19 protein-coding genes and 1 other annotated feature are annotated in these 16461 nt (G+C 43.3%); of the genes, 14 read left to right on the top strand and 5 right to left on the bottom strand.

Features of this window, described 5'->3' with window-relative positions; translation table 11 throughout:
* Positions 1–97: 97 nt before the first annotated feature.
* From rplA to rplL, 3 genes are all read left to right on the top strand, one after another.
* Complete coding sequence (gene rplA / locus IGI72_RS10900; RefSeq protein ID WP_005229790.1) at positions 98–787, top strand: 50S ribosomal protein L1; 690 nt, start codon at positions 98–100, stop codon at positions 785–787.
* A 63-nt stretch (positions 788–850) separates the two neighbouring features.
* Positions 851–977 (top strand) — a sequence feature (ribosomal protein L10 leader region).
* Between the two features lie 65 nt (positions 978–1042).
* The gene (gene rplJ, locus IGI72_RS10895; protein ID WP_016610861.1) at positions 1043–1543 is read left to right on the top strand and encodes a 50S ribosomal protein L10; all 501 of its coding nucleotides are present in this window, start codon (positions 1043–1045) and stop codon (positions 1541–1543) included.
* Positions 1544–1604: 61 nt separating this feature from the next.
* Positions 1605–1976 carry a 50S ribosomal protein L7/L12 gene (rplL, locus tag IGI72_RS10890; RefSeq protein WP_003127081.1) on the top strand — a complete coding sequence of 124 codons (372 nt, stop codon included), beginning with the start codon at positions 1605–1607 and terminating at the stop codon, positions 1974–1976.
* A 116-nt stretch (positions 1977–2092) separates the two neighbouring features.
* On the opposite strand, the gene IGI72_RS10885 is transcribed toward rplL, so the two are convergent.
* Together IGI72_RS10885 and IGI72_RS10880 are read right to left on the bottom strand one after the other, a co-directional pair.
* A complete protein-coding gene (locus tag IGI72_RS10885; RefSeq protein ID WP_005231922.1) occupies positions 2093–2266 on the bottom strand; it encodes a hypothetical protein in 174 nt (57 codons plus the stop codon).
* 148 nt (positions 2267–2414) lie between these two features.
* Positions 2415–3434 (bottom strand): branched-chain amino acid aminotransferase, encoded by a 1020-nt coding sequence (locus tag IGI72_RS10880; RefSeq protein WP_438754183.1) that lies wholly within the window; start codon positions 3432–3434, stop codon positions 2415–2417.
* 210 nt (positions 3435–3644) lie between these two features.
* Here IGI72_RS10880 and IGI72_RS10875 point away from each other — a divergent pair, with 210 nt between their 5' ends.
* Positions 3645–4613, top strand: a complete 969-nt coding sequence (locus IGI72_RS10875; protein WP_438754181.1) for a pyridoxal-phosphate dependent enzyme — start codon at positions 3645–3647, stop codon at positions 4611–4613.
* Positions 4614–4813: 200 nt separating this feature from the next.
* On the opposite strand, the gene IGI72_RS10870 is transcribed toward IGI72_RS10875, so the two are convergent.
* From IGI72_RS10870 to IGI72_RS10860, 3 genes are read right to left on the bottom strand one after another with little or no spacing between them, the layout of a single operon-like run.
* Positions 4814–5638 (bottom strand): TPM domain-containing protein, encoded by an 825-nt coding sequence (locus tag IGI72_RS10870; RefSeq protein WP_121261039.1) that lies wholly within the window; start codon positions 5636–5638, stop codon positions 4814–4816.
* On the bottom strand, positions 5635–6756 hold the full coding sequence (locus IGI72_RS10865) for a hypothetical protein (RefSeq protein WP_015509952.1): 1122 nt from the start codon (positions 6754–6756) through the stop codon (positions 5635–5637). The genes IGI72_RS10870 and IGI72_RS10865 overlap by 4 nt, the downstream gene beginning before the upstream one ends.
* A gap of 16 nt (positions 6757–6772) precedes the next feature.
* Positions 6773–8002: an SPFH domain-containing protein gene (locus IGI72_RS10860; RefSeq protein ID WP_438754178.1), complete on the bottom strand. Its 1230-nt coding sequence runs from the start codon at positions 8000–8002 to the stop codon at positions 6773–6775.
* A gap of 283 nt (positions 8003–8285) precedes the next feature.
* Here IGI72_RS10860 and dnaX point away from each other — a divergent pair, with 283 nt between their 5' ends.
* The 10 genes from dnaX (at position 8286) to IGI72_RS10810 (ending at position 16447) form a co-directional block, all read left to right on the top strand.
* On the top strand, positions 8286–10007 hold the full coding sequence (gene dnaX, locus IGI72_RS10855; RefSeq protein WP_015509951.1) for a DNA polymerase III subunit gamma/tau: 1722 nt from the start codon (positions 8286–8288) through the stop codon (positions 10005–10007).
* 20 nt (positions 10008–10027) lie between these two features.
* Positions 10028–10342: a YbaB/EbfC family nucleoid-associated protein gene (locus IGI72_RS10850; RefSeq protein WP_005229811.1), complete on the top strand. Its 315-nt coding sequence runs from the start codon at positions 10028–10030 to the stop codon at positions 10340–10342.
* A 14-nt stretch (positions 10343–10356) separates the two neighbouring features.
* Positions 10357–10953 (top strand): recombination mediator RecR, encoded by a 597-nt coding sequence (gene recR / locus IGI72_RS10845; protein ID WP_005229813.1) that lies wholly within the window; start codon positions 10357–10359, stop codon positions 10951–10953.
* Between the two features lie 20 nt (positions 10954–10973).
* Positions 10974–11621 carry a dTMP kinase gene (gene tmk, locus IGI72_RS10840; protein WP_438754176.1) on the top strand — a complete coding sequence of 216 codons (648 nt, stop codon included), beginning with the start codon at positions 10974–10976 and terminating at the stop codon, positions 11619–11621.
* Positions 11622–11653: 32 nt separating this feature from the next.
* The gene (locus IGI72_RS10835; RefSeq protein ID WP_005229817.1) at positions 11654–11983 is read left to right on the top strand and encodes a cyclic-di-AMP receptor; all 330 of its coding nucleotides are present in this window, start codon (positions 11654–11656) and stop codon (positions 11981–11983) included.
* 14 nt (positions 11984–11997) lie between these two features.
* Positions 11998–12930: a DNA polymerase III subunit delta' gene (gene holB, locus IGI72_RS10830; protein WP_087627663.1), complete on the top strand. Its 933-nt coding sequence runs from the start codon at positions 11998–12000 to the stop codon at positions 12928–12930.
* Between the two features lie 29 nt (positions 12931–12959).
* Positions 12960–13760 (top strand): PSP1 domain-containing protein, encoded by an 801-nt coding sequence (locus IGI72_RS10825; RefSeq protein ID WP_005229821.1) that lies wholly within the window; start codon positions 12960–12962, stop codon positions 13758–13760.
* Between the two features lie 19 nt (positions 13761–13779).
* Positions 13780–14127, top strand: coding sequence for a DNA replication initiation control protein YabA (locus tag IGI72_RS10820; protein WP_026008088.1), 348 nt, complete (start codon positions 13780–13782; stop codon positions 14125–14127).
* 70 nt (positions 14128–14197) lie between these two features.
* Positions 14198–15058, top strand: coding sequence for a 16S rRNA (cytidine(1402)-2'-O)-methyltransferase (gene rsmI / locus IGI72_RS10815; RefSeq protein ID WP_015509949.1), 861 nt, complete (start codon positions 14198–14200; stop codon positions 15056–15058).
* 171 nt (positions 15059–15229) lie between these two features.
* Positions 15230–16447 carry an ammonium transporter gene (locus tag IGI72_RS10810; protein WP_195961201.1) on the top strand — a complete coding sequence of 406 codons (1218 nt, stop codon included), beginning with the start codon at positions 15230–15232 and terminating at the stop codon, positions 16445–16447.
* Positions 16448–16461: the final 14 nt, after the last annotated feature.

Genomic DNA, 16461 nt, shown 5'->3' with positions numbered 1-16461 from the left:
CAGCCCTAAGGAAGTAGCTTCTCAGTCGGCTTCATATTGAAAAATATGGGACACGTGGGAGGTTCTACCGTTATAACCACATCAAGGAGGAAACAAAATGGCTAAAAAAAGCAAAAAAATGCAAGAAGCATTGAAAAAAGTTGATGCTACAAAAGCTTATTCAGTTGAAGAAGCAGTAGCTTTGGCAAAAGAAACAAATATTGCAAAATTCGACGCAACGGTTGAAGTTGCTTACAAATTAAACGTAGACCCTAAAAAAGCGGATCAACAAATCCGTGGCGCGGTTGTATTACCAAACGGTACTGGTAAAACACAAACAGTTTTAGTTTTTGCTAAAGGCGATAAAGCCAAAGAAGCAGAAGCAGCTGGTGCTGATTTCGTTGGTGACGACGATATGGTTCAAAAAATCCAAGGTGGCTGGTTCGATTTTGACGTTGTTGTTGCAACGCCTGACATGATGGCTACTGTTGGTAAATTAGGTCGTGTGTTAGGCCCTAAAGGTTTGATGCCTAACCCTAAAACTGGTACAGTAACAATGGACGTAACAAAAGCAGTTAACGAAGTTAAAGCTGGTAAAGTAACTTACCGTGTTGACAAAGCTGGAAACATCCACGTACCAATCGGAAAAGTTTCATTTGAAGATGACAAATTAATCGAAAACTTCAAAACAATCCATGAAACATTGTTGAAAGCTAAACCTTCAGCAGCAAAAGGTCAATACATGAAAAATATCTCAGTTACAACAACATTTGGACCTGGGATCCATGTAGAACAAGCTTCTTTCTAATTTAATACAAAAATTTAAAACTTTTATTGACTTGACTGCCTTATCTATGGTAAGGTAGTCAAGGTTAAAAGTTTAACTGTACCGAAGACAGTAGGTGGCATTTGCCTTAATTCCCTACCGAGGACGTTTATTGAGAACCTTCAATAGTCCCTCTATGTCTACGGTGGCATAGAGTTTTTTATTGTCTTTTTTTAAGACAAAGGAACCGTTCGTTTCGAAGAAACTCTTCCATCAAAATCAGGAGGTGAAATATAAATGAGTGAAGCAGCTATCGCTAAAAAATCCGCGATCGTTGATGAAGTGAGTGAAAAATTCTCTGCAGCCGCATCTGTAGTCGTTGTTGACTACCGTGGACTAACTGTTGATGAAGTAACTCGCTTACGTAAACAATTGCGTGATGCAAACGTTGAGATGAAAGTTATCAAAAACTCAATTCTTTCTCGTGCTGCTGAAAAAGCTGGTCTAGAAGGTTTAGGTGAAGTATTCACTGGTCCTACTGCCGTAGCATTCAGTAACGAAGACGTTGTTGCACCTGCAAAAATCATTAACGATTTCGCAAAAGACGCAAAAGCTTTAGAAATCAAAGGCGGTATCATCGAAGGCAAAGTTTCTTCATTGGAAGAAATTACTGCATTGGCGAAATTGCCAAACCGCGAAGGACTTCTTTCTATGTTGCTATCTGTGCTACAAGCACCTATCCGCAACGTGGCTTACGCTGTCAAAGCAGTGGCAGAAAAAGAAGAAGATGCAGCATAATTGCCGCATGATTTTTCAGTATTAAAAAACTAAACTACTTACTTAAATGGAGGAAAACAAAATGGCATTGAACATTGAAAACATTGTCGAAGAGCTAAAAGGCGCGACAATCTTAGAATTAAACGATTTAATTAAAGCTATCGAAGAAGAATTTGGCGTATCTGCTGCAGCTCCTGTAGCTGTAGCTGGTGGAGCTGGCGATGCTGGTGCTGCTGAAGAACAAACTGAATTCACTGTAGAATTGACTGCAGCTGGCGATCAAAAAGTTAAAGTTATCAAAGCAGTTCGTGAAGCAACTGGCTTAGGCTTGAAAGAAGCGAAAGCAGTCGTTGACGGAGCTCCTTCAGCAGTTAAAGAAGGCATCTCTAAAGACGAAGCTGAAGCATTGAAAGCAGCTTTAGAAGAAGTTGGCGCTTCAGTAACTGTTAAATAATTTTTCTTAGTGTCAAATCCTTTTGTATGAAGGGGTTTGGCGCTTTTTTTTGTAAATGAAATTCCTGCAAAAGGAATAAGCAGCGATCCCCGTTTCTTACTAGCGAGGATCACTGCTTATTTTTTTCGGAATTGTTGGAATAGGAACACAAAAATAAAAAAGAAAAATGCTTCCCACAATGTTGTGGTCCAGCTAAAGCTGCGGTTGATACCAAAAACGAGATTACCGATATTGGAAACCACCAAATACAATGCTGTTGCAAGCAAAGAATAGCCGAGTCGTTTACCCATCATTACGCCTCCCTTTGCTATGATTGTAACAAGTCGAAAGAGTTGTGGCAATCAATTCTCTCCTGATGGAAAGGAATTGGTTGGCGGAAAGAGAATAAAACGAACGATCACAGTGGACCGTTCGTTTTATAATGGTCTATGGGTGTGGCTATTTCAATGGGACATCAAAGATCCAACCTGTTGGGGCCGCAATATCCCCAAATTGAATGCCGGTCAATTGATCATACAATGCTTTTGTTTGTGGACCAACTTCCGTTTCACTATAGAACACATGAAAATCCTCACCGTTTTGGATTCCGCCGATTGGGGAGATAACAGCAGCTGTTCCGCAGGCACCCGCTTCGACAAACCGATTCAGCTCATTGAGATAAACATCGCCTTCAACAGGGGTCAATCCTAATGAGTGTTGCGCTAGATGCAGCAATGAATATTTTGTGATACTTGGCAAAATAGAAGGAGATTTTGGTGTCACAAATTCATTGTCGGCCGTGATTCCGAAAAAGTTAGCAGAACCGACTTCTTCGATTTTGGTATGCGTTTCTGGATCCAGATAGATGCAGTCGGAAAATTTCCGCTGATGGGCTTCGTATCCAGGCAACAAACTCGCAGCATAATTTCCACCAACTTTGGCTGCGCCAGTACCATTTGGTGCCGCGCGATCATAATCAGAAACAATGAAATTGGTCGGTGTCAATCCGCCCTTAAAGTAAGGACCGACAGGCATACAAAAAACCGTAAAAATATACTCTGGTGCTGGACTGACACCGATGTTTTCTCCGACCCCAATCAATAGAGGACGAATATACAAGGTGGCGCCGCTGCCATAAGGTGGAACATATTCCTGATTTGCTTTTACTACTTGTTTTACCGCATCTAAGAAAAAGTCCTCAGGAACCTCTGGCATGCGCAGGCGATAGGCACTGCGATTCATCCGTTTGCTATTTTCGTCTGGACGGAACAAATTGATGCCGCCATCTTTTCTTCGGTAGGCTTTTAGTCCTTCAAAACATTGCTGTCCATAATGAAGAGCGGTTGATCCCTCGTGGATATGCAGATAATTATCCTCGGTAAGTTCGCCTCCATTCCAAGAACCGTCTTTCCATGTTGCCAAAAAACGCCATGGCGTCTTGATATAAGAAAACCCTAAATTTGACCAATCGATTGTCATTCGTTCACACCCTTTTTTAATTTTTCTAAGTATAGCACTTCAGAAAAGAAATGTCATTATTTTCTGAAAATTCTTCTGTAAGAATAGTTGGTGACATTGACGTGTAAAGGATAGGGAAGTGCTCTTTGCTTGTACGAGTTCCCCAGTTTGTTTTTCTACAAGTTCTGTGCTTCAATGAGAGTATAAAAAAACAAAAAAGGGGGAACGTTTGTGATTGAGGAAGTGTTGACGGACAGTCTGGGGATCGCTGCTGCGTATCGACGATTGAAACCAATCATGATCCATACACCACTTGCACCAAGTAATATTTTAGGCAAAGAAAAAGAGGGCGCGATATTTTTGAAATTAGAAAATCTACAGCGTACCGGCTCCTTTAAAGCGCGGGGGGCGTATAACAAGCTCGCTTCATTGACTGATGCAGAAAAACTTCGCGGTGTCATCGCCTGTTCTGCAGGAAATCATGCGCAAGGTGTTGCTCTCGCAGGATCGTTACTGGGGATCAATGTCCGAATCTTTATGCCATTAACGGCTGCTAAAACAAAAATAGAGGCGACAAGAAGCTATGGCGCACAAGTCGTTTTAGCAGGAGAGACGTTTGATGAAACCAAACAACTGACAGTAGACGCCATGAAAGAAAGTGGCGAAGTTTTTGTCTCTCCCTTTGATGATCGTGCAGTAATGGAGGGGCAAGGAACGATTGCGATCGAACTGTTGGAGGATCTTCCAGATGTTGATAATGTCATTATTCCCATCGGCGGTGGTGGGTTGATCGCTGGGATCGCTTTAGCCTTAAAAGAACTTCGTCCAGAAGTCAAAATCATCGGCGTTCAATCCTATGGCGTTTATGGTATGATCGCATCGATCTGGCAGCAAAAGCTGGTAGCCAATCGCCGCAGTAGAACGATCGCCGATGGCTGTGATGTTGCTTTGGCAGGGGAGCTGACCTATGATGTTTTAAAGACCCGTATCGATGAAACGGTCTTAGTTGAAGAATCCGACATCGAACAAGCGATCCATTACTTGGCTTTGAAGGAAAAAGTCATTGCAGAAGGTGCTGGTGCATTAAGTACAGCGGCGATTTTAAGCGGACAGATCGATCATTTACTTCGAGGAAAGAAAACTGTGGCTTTGGTCTCCGGCGGCAATATTGATTTCTCTGTGTTTAAGGAAATAATTTGAATAAAAAGCATACTCAAGTAAAATCGATGAGGTTCATTTGAAATTATCAAAAGGATCTCTATATCTTTACCTTCGATAGGGTCAAAATCATTGTGACGATAGCTAAAGGATCTTGTCGATTCATGGTATGAATAGCAGCAAAAAAAAAGAGTTCCCGTTTGAAGGAACTCTTTTTTACATTCAAAACAACTATTTTACGATTAGAAACTGCGTCCGCCGCCGCCGAAAGTACCGCCGCCAGAAGAGTGGGTCGTACTGCCGCCTCCGCCGCCAGAAAAACCGCCACCACCGCCGCCTCCGCCATTATTCGAAGGACGGGGGATGCGTCTGGTTGTGACAAAGGAGTTGACTAAGCGATCTTCTTTTTGGGTCAGATCAATACTTGATTTTTCTAGATAGTTAAATTTGTAGCCGCCCATTTTTAATTGGTAACGGGATTTAACAATGATGAAAAAGGCGATACTGATCACTGCTGCGATTGCTAAGCAAATAGCAATTTCTAGTGGCGTCATCACTTTGTAATAAGTAATTTTTCCAGTATCACGATCGATACGATAGTGATCGGCAGGAACACCGGCTTCCACAAAACCAGCTGCTTTTTGCAGATAGACCAATGCCGCTTGGTAATAATTTCCCTCTGCCATCTGGTCAAATACCGCATCAAGAAGATTGTCTAGACGTGAATCGGTGAGGTAATCGATCATATTTCCAGAAGTCGAAACGTGAAATTTACGTTGCGACATATCGATCACCAAAGCGGATCCGTTGTTGTCGTTGCCGATTCGTCTCGAAAGATACCGATTAGTATACAACTCGATATCTCCCGTGTTGCTGTTCGTTGTTTGAATAAACACTTCGCCTTTGATTTTCGCATTCAGCGCTTCTGCTTCTTCATTTAACTTCTGGATTTCTTGTTCGGTAAAAAGTCCAGCGTGGTCTGCGACTGTCTCTTCGGCTGCAAAGGCGGGCAGGGTGGTGAAGAAAAAGCCAACCAGCAGAAGCAACAAATAAGATAGTTTTTTCATAAGAAATACGCTCCAATCAATGCGAGGATGGTCGTTGCCGCGAAAATTGCGCCACTGACGATTCCCAAGCGTTTGTAACTGATCGGTAAAACACCGCTGACTTTTCCTGTTTGCCCATTCATCGCATAATAAAAGGCACTCTTGTTTTCATCATCGGCTCGATAGGTCACTAGCCATACAGGAAGCAAAACGTAGTTGTTTTCTTCTTTTGTTAGATTGATGGATCGATTGTTGCGTTTAAAACTAGTATAGCCATTGACCGTACCTGCTAGCAGGTTTTCAGCATAACCCGATAATTCGTTTTTGACTTCGTCGGAAAGATCAATGTATTCAATGTCTCTTTTTTCTGCTTGGAAGCCGGCTAAATACTGACTGCGAAAATTAACAGCTTTTTCAAGGGGAAACGGCTGAACGCCAGTTACCATTTTTTGTTGGACGTTTTTTGACAGCGCATGCTTGAGCAATTCATTCACCTTGATTTTTCCTCGTCGCAAGACATCGTATTGTTTGTGTTCAGTATATTCAATATCACCAACGCGCCAAATACGCAAGGAGGTACCCATTCCTGAAAGGGAGCCGTTCATCTCGGCATCGACGACCCAATAAGGGAAGTATACGCCAGTCAATTTCTCTACTTGTGCTTGGTCGAAGAAATCCCGTGGGACGAATTTTTTCTTTTGCGCCCATTCTAAAAACTTTTGCGTTGCTTCTTCTTTTTCGATCGCAAAGGGAAGGACTTTGTTTGGCAAAAATTCTCCCGAAAGCCGTCCAGATAAAACGACCGGGTTATGGCAAAAGTAGCAATAGGTTGCAGCTGTAGTTGCATCCGTCACGATTTCAGCACCGCAGCTGGGGCAGGTGAAAAGGTCCATCTGTCCCGCTTGTGCATTGGCTTGTTGCTGCACTTCTTCTTCAAGGCTCGGCTCCGTCACTGAGGCAGCCGTGGCATCTACAGAAGAATCAGCGGCCATTTGCGCTTCTTTTTGCTTTTCTTCAAAGGCAGTGACTTCGTCTTCAGTAAAAATACTCAGACAAAATGGACAATGAAATTTTTGATCGCCAGGATCAAAAGTTAAAGCGCCCCCGCAATTGGGGCACTTATGTGTGATAACATCCATCAGCAATCCTCCTCAATTAGTCTACTGGGACACCTTTGAAAGGTTTGCCGCAATTCGGACAGAATTTTGGAATGCCGTTGGCTAAATCAATCACTTCACCACAATCGCTGCATTTCATTTTCAGACTTGGTCCATCGCTCGTTGGTTTAGGCGTGCCGCAATTGCTGCAGAATTTACCAGTATTAGATGTGCCGCATTGTGGGCAGTCCCAATGATCTGCGTTGCTTTGTGCAGGTGCTTGTTGCTGCTGCATCTGCTGTTGGTTATTTTGTGACGCTTGGTTCAAATAACCGCCACCAGCGTTCATCCCCATGCCCATGCCAACAAACCCAGTCGTAGCGCCAGCGGCATTGCTACCGGCAGATTCCATACCACGAGCTACCGAACCTTGAACATAGCCTTCACGAATCGAAGGGTCACCTAACATTGCCCCTTGGTTCCGCATGTTGATCAATTTTACGGAATCATCCGTATAAGAGATGCTTGCGACGGCAACCGAAACGATTTCCATTCCTCGGAGTTCTTGCCAACTGTCATCAAGAACTGTTCCCATATATTTGCTTAATTCCATGCTCTTAGATGGAACGTAAGAAATTCGTTCGCCATCAGCGGACATTTTGTTGATCGCTGTTTGTAGGGCGGTCAAAAATTCAGCTAAGTACTGCTCGTTGATGTCGTTGATATCGACTTGACTTTTGTTTTTTGGGATCGCATTCGTATAGAACAAAATTGGATCGGTAATTCGTAAGGAATAGTTTCCGTGCGCCCGCAAGAAAAGTTCTGCGTTGTAAAAGTTGTCAAAATAATTCAAAGGCGAGGAAGTACCGAAGCGAATCCCTTTGATTTCTTGTAGATTGATATAAAAAACTTGTTGTTTTTGCGGTGTAACGCCACCAAACTTAAAGCGGTCAAACGTTTCAGAAATCGCATCTTTCAATGAACCGTTTAACATTGAAGGCGCTAATTCGTTTTTCACTGTATAGTAGCCTTCTTCGGCGGTATAATCGATGATTCGCCCGCCATCAACCAATAACATCATCATATTCGGATAGACATGGATCACTGAGCCATCAGTGATGACATCTTCTGTGCCTTTTCTGTTGGAACCGCGTTTGTCATTACGCCGCACTTTGACACCTTTTGTCATTACTGTCGAATCGCTCATATTGTCAGGCTCGATCACCTCTAGCCATTGATCTGCTAATCCGCTGCCAATTGCGCTTGTTGCCGCTTTGATAATACCCATTTTCAGTCCTCCTTTAAATTGTTTTCATCACAATAGATGAACATAGATTCATTATACCATAGGAGGTGAGATTTACGTTATCAGTCTAAAGTTGGAGAGGAGTTTTTCGCAAAATCCATCAATAAACGGTTCGTTCGCAGGTGGATTTGAATAAAAGAGACAAATTGGAGATTGCGGATTAAATTTCCATTTCTTTTGAGATTCCCCCACGCAAACGGTGGTTTTTTTGGCTGATATTACGTATAATAGAAGGTAGCGAATTTTGAAATGAGTGTGGAAAACTATGGCTTATCAAGCATTATATCGTGTTTGGCGTTCTCAGCGTTTTGATGATGTTGTCGGACAAAAAGCAATTACCCAAACCTTAAAAAATGCAATCGATCAAAACCAGATCTCGCATGCCTATTTATTTACGGGTCCTCGAGGAACCGGGAAAACAAGTGCAGCGAAAATTTTTGCCAAAGCCATCAATTGTCCGAACCAGGTCAACGGTGAGCCTTGCAATGAGTGCGATATGTGTCGCTCAATCACAGCAGGGACGCAAGAAGACGTGATCGAAATCGATGCGGCAAGTAACAACGGTGTAGAAGAAATTCGCTTTATTCGTGATCGTGCGAACTATGCACCGACCCAAGCTGAATACAAAGTTTATATCATTGATGAAGTGCACATGCTGTCAACAGGCGCATTCAACGCTTTACTAAAAACATTGGAAGAACCACGGAAAAATGTTGTCTTTATTTTGGCAACAACAGAGCCCCATAAGATTCCAGCAACGATCATTTCCCGAACCCAACGCTTTGATTTCAAACGGATCAATACGCAAGATATCGTGGGTCATTTAGAAACGGTCCTTACTACTAGTGAGATCAATTATGAGGCAGAAGCTTTACAGATCATTGCGCGAGCCGCAGAAGGCGGTATGCGGGATGCCTTGAGTATCACCGACCAGGCGATCGCTTTTAGTGATGGAACCGTAACGACCCAAGATGCTCTTGAAGTGACGGGCAGCTTGTCCTATGAAATGATGGACCGTCTGATGCAAGCTTGCGGGGAAAAAGAAGTTGCCGATGCGTTAGCGACCTTGCGGGAGTTATTAGCCTCTGGTAAAGAAGCCCGACGTTTATTGGAAAACTTGTTGGTTTATTGTCGAGACTTGCTGATGTATCAACAAGCGCCGCAGCTGCTCTCTGAAAAGTCGCTGCAGTTGACTGAAGCGTTTCAAACACTGGCAAAAAATACCCCGCCAGCAAAAATCTATCACTGGATCACGGTCTTAAACGATACGCAAAATGAAGTACGATTTACGAACAATCCTACGATCTATTTGGAAGTGGCTGTGGTCAAATTAGCCAATGATCCAGAAAGTGCTGCTGTTGCTAGCAATTCAGCTGATAATAGTCAAGAAGTGGCGCAGTTACGGCAAGCATTGCAAAAACTTCAGGCAGAGGTGCAACGACTGCAGGAGAATCGACCGGCAGGTGCCGTTGCGGAAACCACTGCGCCAGTGAAGAAAGCCAAGGCGACCACTACGTTCCGTTTACCAAAGGAACGCGTGTTCCAAGTACTGAAAAGTGCAACGAAGAAAGACTTGGCAAACGTTCGCAATGTTTGGGACGATCTTTTGATGTCTCTTTCCGTGACGCAAAGAGCGATGCTGCATTCCAGTGAAGCAAAAGCTGCCAGCGAATCGGGCGTCGTGATCGCTTTTGACTATGAGATCTTATGCCAGCGAGCAAGTAACGACCAAGAGTTTCAATTGATGATCCATAATCAATTGTCTCGCATGATCAAAGACTACGCCCCCCAGGCTGTCTTTATCACAAAAGAAAGTTGGCCAGCACTACGGCAAGAGTTTTTGGCCGGCGGTCAAGCAACGGCAGATTCGGAAATTGAAGTAGACCAAGAAGAGACCGAAGCCGCTCCTGTCGAACCTGAAAATGACGACTTAGTAACAAAAGCGCAAGAGTTATTTGGTGAATTAACCAGCATTGAAGAAAATTAATGAAAATGGAGTGATTGATAATGATGCGAGGCATGGGAAATATGCAAGGCATGATGAAACAAATGCAAAAAATGCAAAAAGAAATGATGAAAGAACAAGAAGCGCTGAACAGCAAACAATTTATCGGCGAATCGACAAATGGCTATGTCAAAGCGACCTTTACTGGCGATAAGACATTACAAGACATTACTATCAATGAAGCGATCGTTGATGCTGACGATGTGGAAATGCTGCAAGATATGATCATTTTAGCTGTCAATGACGGATTGAAGAAAATTGAAAAAGAATCGGAACAAACGATGGGCAAATATACAAGAAACATTCCGGGTCTATAAAAGGAGAAATGACGGTGCAATATCCTGAACCGATCGCCCGATTGATCGACAGTTACATGAAACTGCCGGGAATCGGACAAAAAACCGCGACACGTTTGGCATTTTATACAATCGATATGAAAGAAGAAGTCGTCAATGAGTTTGCCAAATCGTTGCTTAGTGTCAAACGAGATTTGCACTTTTGCAGTATTTGCGGAAATATAACTGAAGAAGATCCTTGTGAGATCTGTAGTGATCCAACAAGAGACAAAGAAACGATTTTAGTGGTTGAAGAGCCTAAAGATGTCATGGCACTAGAAAAAGTCCGGGAGTATCATGGACTTTATCATGTGCTGCATGGCGTGTTATCCCCGATGGAAGGGACAGGTCCAGAAGATATCAACATTGCATCGCTGATACAGCGGCTGCATGATGATCAGGTCAAAGAAGTGATTATTGCGACCAATGCGACCACGGAAGGTGAAGCAACGGCGATGTATATGTCACGTTTGATCAAGCCTGCTGGTATTAAAGTCACGCGTTTGGCTCATGGCTTATCTGTGGGCAGCGATATTGAATACGCGGATGAAGTGACCTTGCTAAAAGCAGTAGAAGGTCGCCGAGAATTATAAAGATATTGGAGGCAATTAGGGTGAATGGATTGTTTATAACCATCGAAGGACCGGATGGTGCTGGAAAAACCAGTGTGATCGAAGAGGTGTATCCTCGGTTACAGCTTGAAGCAACAAGAAAAATCGTGAAAACAAGAGAACCTGGCGGAGTTAAAATCGCTGAAAAGATTCGTAAAATTATTTTAGATCCGCGAAATGAAGAAATGGATGAGCGGACGGAAGCCTTACTTTATGCAGCGGCCCGCCGCCAACACTTGATTGAGGTTGTCCTGCCGGCATTAAATGCTGGACACATTGTGATCTGTGACCGCTTTGTTGACAGTTCGCTTGCCTATCAAGGAGCTGGACGCCGCATCGGGATTCCTGAGATCGCACGGATCAACGAGTTTGCGACGGAAGGAACGACGCCTGATTTTACCTTGTATCTAGATGTTGACTCTGATACTGGCTTGCGTCGCATCCAAGAAAACCGCGCACATCAATATGACCGCTTAGATTCGGAAGGATTGGAGTTTCATCAACGGGTTCGTCATGCGTATCTTAAGCTGGCGGAAGAAAATCCTGTACGCATTCATAAGATTGATGCTAGAATGGGGTTACAAGAAGTTGTTGAATCCAGCTATTCAGCAATCGTTGAATCGTATCCTGCTTACTTCAAGTCAATCTAGAGTAGGTTGGATAACACAAAGGAGATGGTCCCATGAAATTAATTATGGCAATCGTACAAGACAAAGACAGTAATCGTTTGGCAAATGAGTTTATTGATGCCAATATCCGTGCTACAAAATTGTCCTCAACGGGTGGGTTTTTAAAGGCTGGCAACAGTACGTTTATCATTGGTATTGAAGACGATCGGGTACAAGATGCATTAGAATTGATCAAAAAAACCTGTCAATCAAGAAAACAATATGTCTCGACACCGATGTCTTTAGACATTTCCTTAGACGGTCAAGTTCCTTATCCAGTCGAAGTCGAAGTCGGCGGAGCAACTGTGTTCGTGCTACCGGTTGACGGATTCCATCAATATTAAAAAAGGAGCTTTTCATGGAGGAGTTATTTCTACAAGAATATCAGCCTCTTGTTTTTGCCCAACTAAAAAAAAGTATCAAGCATGGGCGCATTGCTCATGCTTATCTTTTTGAAGGGGACAAGGGGACTGGCAAGCACGAATTAAGTCTGTGGCTCGCAAAACGCCTTTTTTGTACCAATGTGCAAGAAGAAGCCCCGTGCGGCACATGCAGCAATTGTCTGCGGATCGCCCAAGGAGAGCATCCTGACGTCATCCAAATCGAGCCGGATGGGCAGATGATCAAAGTCGACCAGATTCGGCAGTTGCAAGAGGAGTTCTCAAAAAGCGGCTTTGAAAGTCGTCTGAAAATCTTTATTTTGTCTCAAGCTGACAAAATGAACAACAGCGCTGCCAACAGCCTATTAAAGTTTTTGGAAGAACCGGTGGGAAACTTTTTGGCGATTTTAGAAACTGAGAGTTTAGGACGTATTTTGCCGACGATTCAGTCTCGCTGTCAGATCATTCATTTTTCGCAGCTGTCAAAAGAAAAACTACAGGAGAAGCTCCAAGAAGAAGGACTTTCCAAAGAGACGAGTCGACTTCTGAGCCACTTGACGAATAGTTATCATAAAGCAGTTGAAATCTCGCAGGATGAATGGTTTAATGAAACTAAGGATGCTGTTAAGCGTTGGGTGAATTACCTTTTGAAGAAAGACCCGCAAGCATTTATTTTTGTTCAGAAAAAATTATTGGGTCTAGCAAAAGAAAAAAATCAGCAATCAGAAATCTTTTTGCTCTTGTTATTTTACTTTCAAGAGGAACGAGATCGATTGTTGGCACAAGGTTTATGGGGAAAAGAGATCAATCGTGCCATTGAAGCCGCATTGCAAGCACAAAAAAAATTGCAAGCCAATGTGTCTTTCCAAGGAGTGGCAGAACAATTTTCCGTGAAAATCATCTATGGATAAAACGCAGCAGCCGGAAAAGGAGACCAGAGATGATCGAAGTTGTCGGAGTGCGTTATCATGACGTGGGCCAGATTTATTTTTACACACCAAAAAAACAGACCTATACCATAAATGAACAAGTCATCGTGGAATCACAAGATGCCAAATGTCTTGCCACGGTGGTTACAAAAAGCAGAAAAATGAATGAGAGCGATTTGCCTCAAGCAGTCAAACCGATCCTGCGTCGAGCGACGAAAAAAGATTTAGAGCAAGCTGCCGCCAATCAAAAAGCAGCAGACGAAGCGTTGAAAATCGGGAAAGAAAAAATCCGAGCACACCAGCTGCCAATGAAGCTGATTCGGGTGGCATATACCTTTGAGCGCACAAAACTGATTTTTTCGTTCACGGCAGAAAGCCGCGTTGATTTTCGTGAGTTGGTCAAAGACTTGGCAAGTGAATTTCATACACGGATCGAACTGCGGCAAATTGGTGTCAGGGATGAAGCAAAGGCGCTAGGCGGAGTTGGACCCTGCGGTCGCAAACTATGCTGTGCGACGTTTTTAGGCGATTTTATCCCAGTGTCCATCAAGATGGCTAAGGATCAAGGACTCTCCTTAAATCCTGCAAAAATTTCAGGGTTATGTGGTCGTTTGATGTGTTGTCTTAAGTACGAAAGTGAAGAGTATGAGCGTGCAAAAAAAGAATTGCCGGATCGCGGCAAGGAAGTTGAAACGCCAGATGGCAAAGGGCGTGTGGTCGGGCTGGATCTGTTGAGCCGAGTGATCAAAGTCCGTTTGCATGATCGGCAAACACCAATCGAGTATGATTATGAAGAACTAGTGACAAAATAAGTAGGTGACCATAATGAGCATGGACAAACGATCAATATATGACGGATTGAATCAGTTAGAAGTGGAGTTGCAAAATTCCTTGAATAATCTAGCGGAAATGAAGCAGTCTTTGCAAGAAATCGTCGAAAAAAATACGACATTAGAATTGGAAAATCAACGCTTACGTGAACACATTCGTGAGTTGAACCAAGTGGCAGATGCACCCGCTGAATCGGTCAAACAAGAGCTTTCTAAATCAAGGATGAATTTAGAAAAGATTTACGAAGAAGGATTTCATGTTTGTTATGACTTATACGGTTCTCGCAGAGAACATGACGAACCTTGTGCGTTTTGTCTAGAAGTGATCTATCGTGAAAGCGGCAAATAGCTGACAGACGAAGCGGTTCGTTAGAAAAAAGATCAGTTTCTGCTGGTCTTTTTTTCGAAAGGAGCAGTACATGCAAAAGCAGCAAAGTTATAAACAAGACACTGGGAAACTGTATCTTGTTCCAACACCGATCGGTAACTTGGAAGATATGACGTTCCGATGTGTCAAAATTTTAAAAGAAGCGGACCTGATCGCAAGTGAAGATACTCGAAATACCCAGAAATTGTTGAATCATTTTGAGATTGCGACACCGCAAAAAAGCTTACATGAACACAATTATAAAGAACGGGTGCCACAGCTGATAGAACAGCTGCAAATGGGCAAGACTATTGCCCAATGCAGTGATGCTGGTATGCCCTCCATTAGTGATCCAGGTCATGAATTAGTCAAGGCGTGCTTGGTCGAAGGAATCGCAGTGATTGCGCTCCCAGGACCTACGGCTGGTTTGACCGCGCTGATCGCTTCTGGCTTATCACCGCAGCCGAATCTTTTTTATGGTTTTTTGCCTCGTAAGAAAAAAGAACAAAAGCAAGCGTTAAGTGAATTGGCAAGCCAAAAAGCTACGATGATTTTTTATGAGTCACCGTATCGAATCGCAGCGACGATCGAAACGATGAAAGAGGTATTGGGAGAACGTCAAGCAGTTATCTGCCGTGAATTGACAAAAATCCACGAAGAATATTTGCGAGGGACCTTTTCAGAATTGATTGAATACCTCGACCAACAACCAATCAAAGGGGAATGCTGTCTATTAGTGGAAGGCGCTTCTGAAATCCCTGAAGTCGTTTATGAAGGAAGCTATGCTGAACAGGTGGCAGCCTTGATGGAAGAGGCAGACTTGTCTTCGAAAGAAGCCATCAAAGAAGTGGCTAAACGCAATCAAGTGAAGAAACAGCTTGTTTATCAAGCCTACCATCAATTAGAAACGTAATCATACCGAGAATTCTCTCGGTATTTTTTTGTCTTTTTTCGGACTTGTGTTAAATTATCTGACATCAATAGTTAGCTATTTTCAGAAAATTCACGGTTTTCTCAGAAAAATCTAGATTATTTGAAAATATGATGTTAGGATAGCTAACATAAAGAAAAGGAGGCGTCAAAAATGAACACAGGGAATATTGCATTTATTTTAATTTGTAGCGGCATGGTTTTTCTTATGACTCCAGCATTGGCATTTTTTTACGGAGGATTGGAACGTCGCAAAAACATCCTCAATACCATGATGATGGTGATTTGTACGATGGGCTTGGCGTCTGTGCTATGGGTCGCTTTAGGGTATACCTTATCTTTTAGCGGCACAGGCTCATTTATTGGGAATTTAGATAAAGTCTTTTTCAATCATGTCTCGATGACAGAAGGAGAAGGGATTCCTGAAGGGTTATTTGCGGCCTTTCAAATGATGTTTGCCTTGATCACAACGGCGATCATTACTGGATCTGTCGTGGGCAGAATGCGTTTCTCAGCTATTTTCCTATTTATCGGCTTCTGGCTAGTTCTCGTGTATTTTCCAATGGCACATATGGTATGGGGCGGCGGTTTCTTAGATGCGATCGGCTCGATCGATTTTGCAGGAGGCAATGTCGTTCATATCAGTTCGGGTATCAGTGGGTTAGTCTTAGCGGTCGTTGTCGGTAAGCGGCGAGAATTTCATCAAACCGAATATCGTCCTCATAATATTCCCTTTGTTGTACTAGGTGCTGGCCTTTTATGGTTTGGCTGGTTTGGCTTTAATGCTGGCTCTGCGTTAGCAGCTGATGGTCTAGCGATCCACGCCCTAATGACCACGAATACGGCAGCAGCCAGTGCGATGCTTTCTTGGATGCTGATCGAAAAAATCGTGTTGGGCAAACCGACGATCGTTGGTGCGTGTACTGGAGCCGTCGTGGGCTTAGTTGCCATCACACCAGGTGCGGGATTTGTCTCGCTTTGGTCTTCCTTTATCATTGGCGCTTTAGTCAGTCCGTTTTGCTACTTCTTTATTTCTGTCATCAAACATCGTCTAGGATTAGATGATGCGCTGGATGCCTTTGGCTGCCATGGCGTAGGCGGAATCTTTGGCGGTTTGATGACGGGGATCTTTGCGGATCCAGCAGTGGGTGGACGGTCAGGATTGCTCTATGGCGGCGTTGATCTTTTTCTCGCACAAGCCGAAAGTATCGTATTTACGATTCTATTCGCAGGTATCTTATCCTTTGTCATTATCACTTTGATCAAATGGGTAATGCCGATTCGCGTATCGCAACAAGAAGAAGCAGTGGGGATGGATCGGATCGAACATGACGAAACGGCCTATCCTACCTTTATGGGGTTAGACTCTTAAGAGTGGAGGAGCAG

The sequence above is a fragment of the Enterococcus sp. DIV1059_2 genome, from assembly GCF_051713685.1.
GTDB classification, from domain to species: Bacteria; Bacillota; Bacilli; order Lactobacillales; family Enterococcaceae; genus Enterococcus_D; species Enterococcus_D casseliflavus.
The sequence above is the reverse complement of the archived record's forward strand: the minus strand, read 5'-3'. Positions and strand labels throughout refer to the sequence as shown.

Coding starts and splice junctions, on each gene's coding strand:
- IGI72_RS10860 (WP_438754178.1), bottom strand. CDS start 8,002: ATGGGTATTATCAAAGCGGCAACAAGCGCAATTGGCAGCGGATTAGCA.
- IGI72_RS10835 (WP_005229817.1), top strand. CDS start 11,654: ATGAAATTAATTATGGCAATCGTACAAGACAAAGACAGTAATCGTTTG.
- IGI72_RS10870 (WP_121261039.1), bottom strand. CDS start 5,638: ATGAAAAAACTATCTTATTTGTTGCTTCTGCTGGTTGGCTTTTTCTTC.
- rplA (WP_005229790.1), top strand. CDS start 98: ATGGCTAAAAAAAGCAAAAAAATGCAAGAAGCATTGAAAAAAGTTGAT.
- holB (WP_087627663.1), top strand. CDS start 11,998: ATGGAGGAGTTATTTCTACAAGAATATCAGCCTCTTGTTTTTGCCCAA.
- IGI72_RS10810 (WP_195961201.1), top strand. CDS start 15,230: ATGAACACAGGGAATATTGCATTTATTTTAATTTGTAGCGGCATGGTT.
- IGI72_RS10850 (WP_005229811.1), top strand. CDS start 10,028: ATGATGCGAGGCATGGGAAATATGCAAGGCATGATGAAACAAATGCAA.
- IGI72_RS10820 (WP_026008088.1), top strand. CDS start 13,780: ATGGACAAACGATCAATATATGACGGATTGAATCAGTTAGAAGTGGAG.
- rsmI (WP_015509949.1), top strand. CDS start 14,198: ATGCAAAAGCAGCAAAGTTATAAACAAGACACTGGGAAACTGTATCTT.
- dnaX (WP_015509951.1), top strand. CDS start 8,286: ATGGCTTATCAAGCATTATATCGTGTTTGGCGTTCTCAGCGTTTTGAT.
- IGI72_RS10880 (WP_438754183.1), bottom strand. CDS start 3,434: ATGACAATCGATTGGTCAAATTTAGGGTTTTCTTATATCAAGACGCCA.
- IGI72_RS10825 (WP_005229821.1), top strand. CDS start 12,960: ATGATCGAAGTTGTCGGAGTGCGTTATCATGACGTGGGCCAGATTTAT.
- IGI72_RS10885 (WP_005231922.1), bottom strand. CDS start 2,266: ATGGGTAAACGACTCGGCTATTCTTTGCTTGCAACAGCATTGTATTTG.
- rplL (WP_003127081.1), top strand. CDS start 1,605: ATGGCATTGAACATTGAAAACATTGTCGAAGAGCTAAAAGGCGCGACA.
- rplJ (WP_016610861.1), top strand. CDS start 1,043: ATGAGTGAAGCAGCTATCGCTAAAAAATCCGCGATCGTTGATGAAGTG.
- IGI72_RS10865 (WP_015509952.1), bottom strand. CDS start 6,756: ATGGATGTTATCACACATAAGTGCCCCAATTGCGGGGGCGCTTTAACT.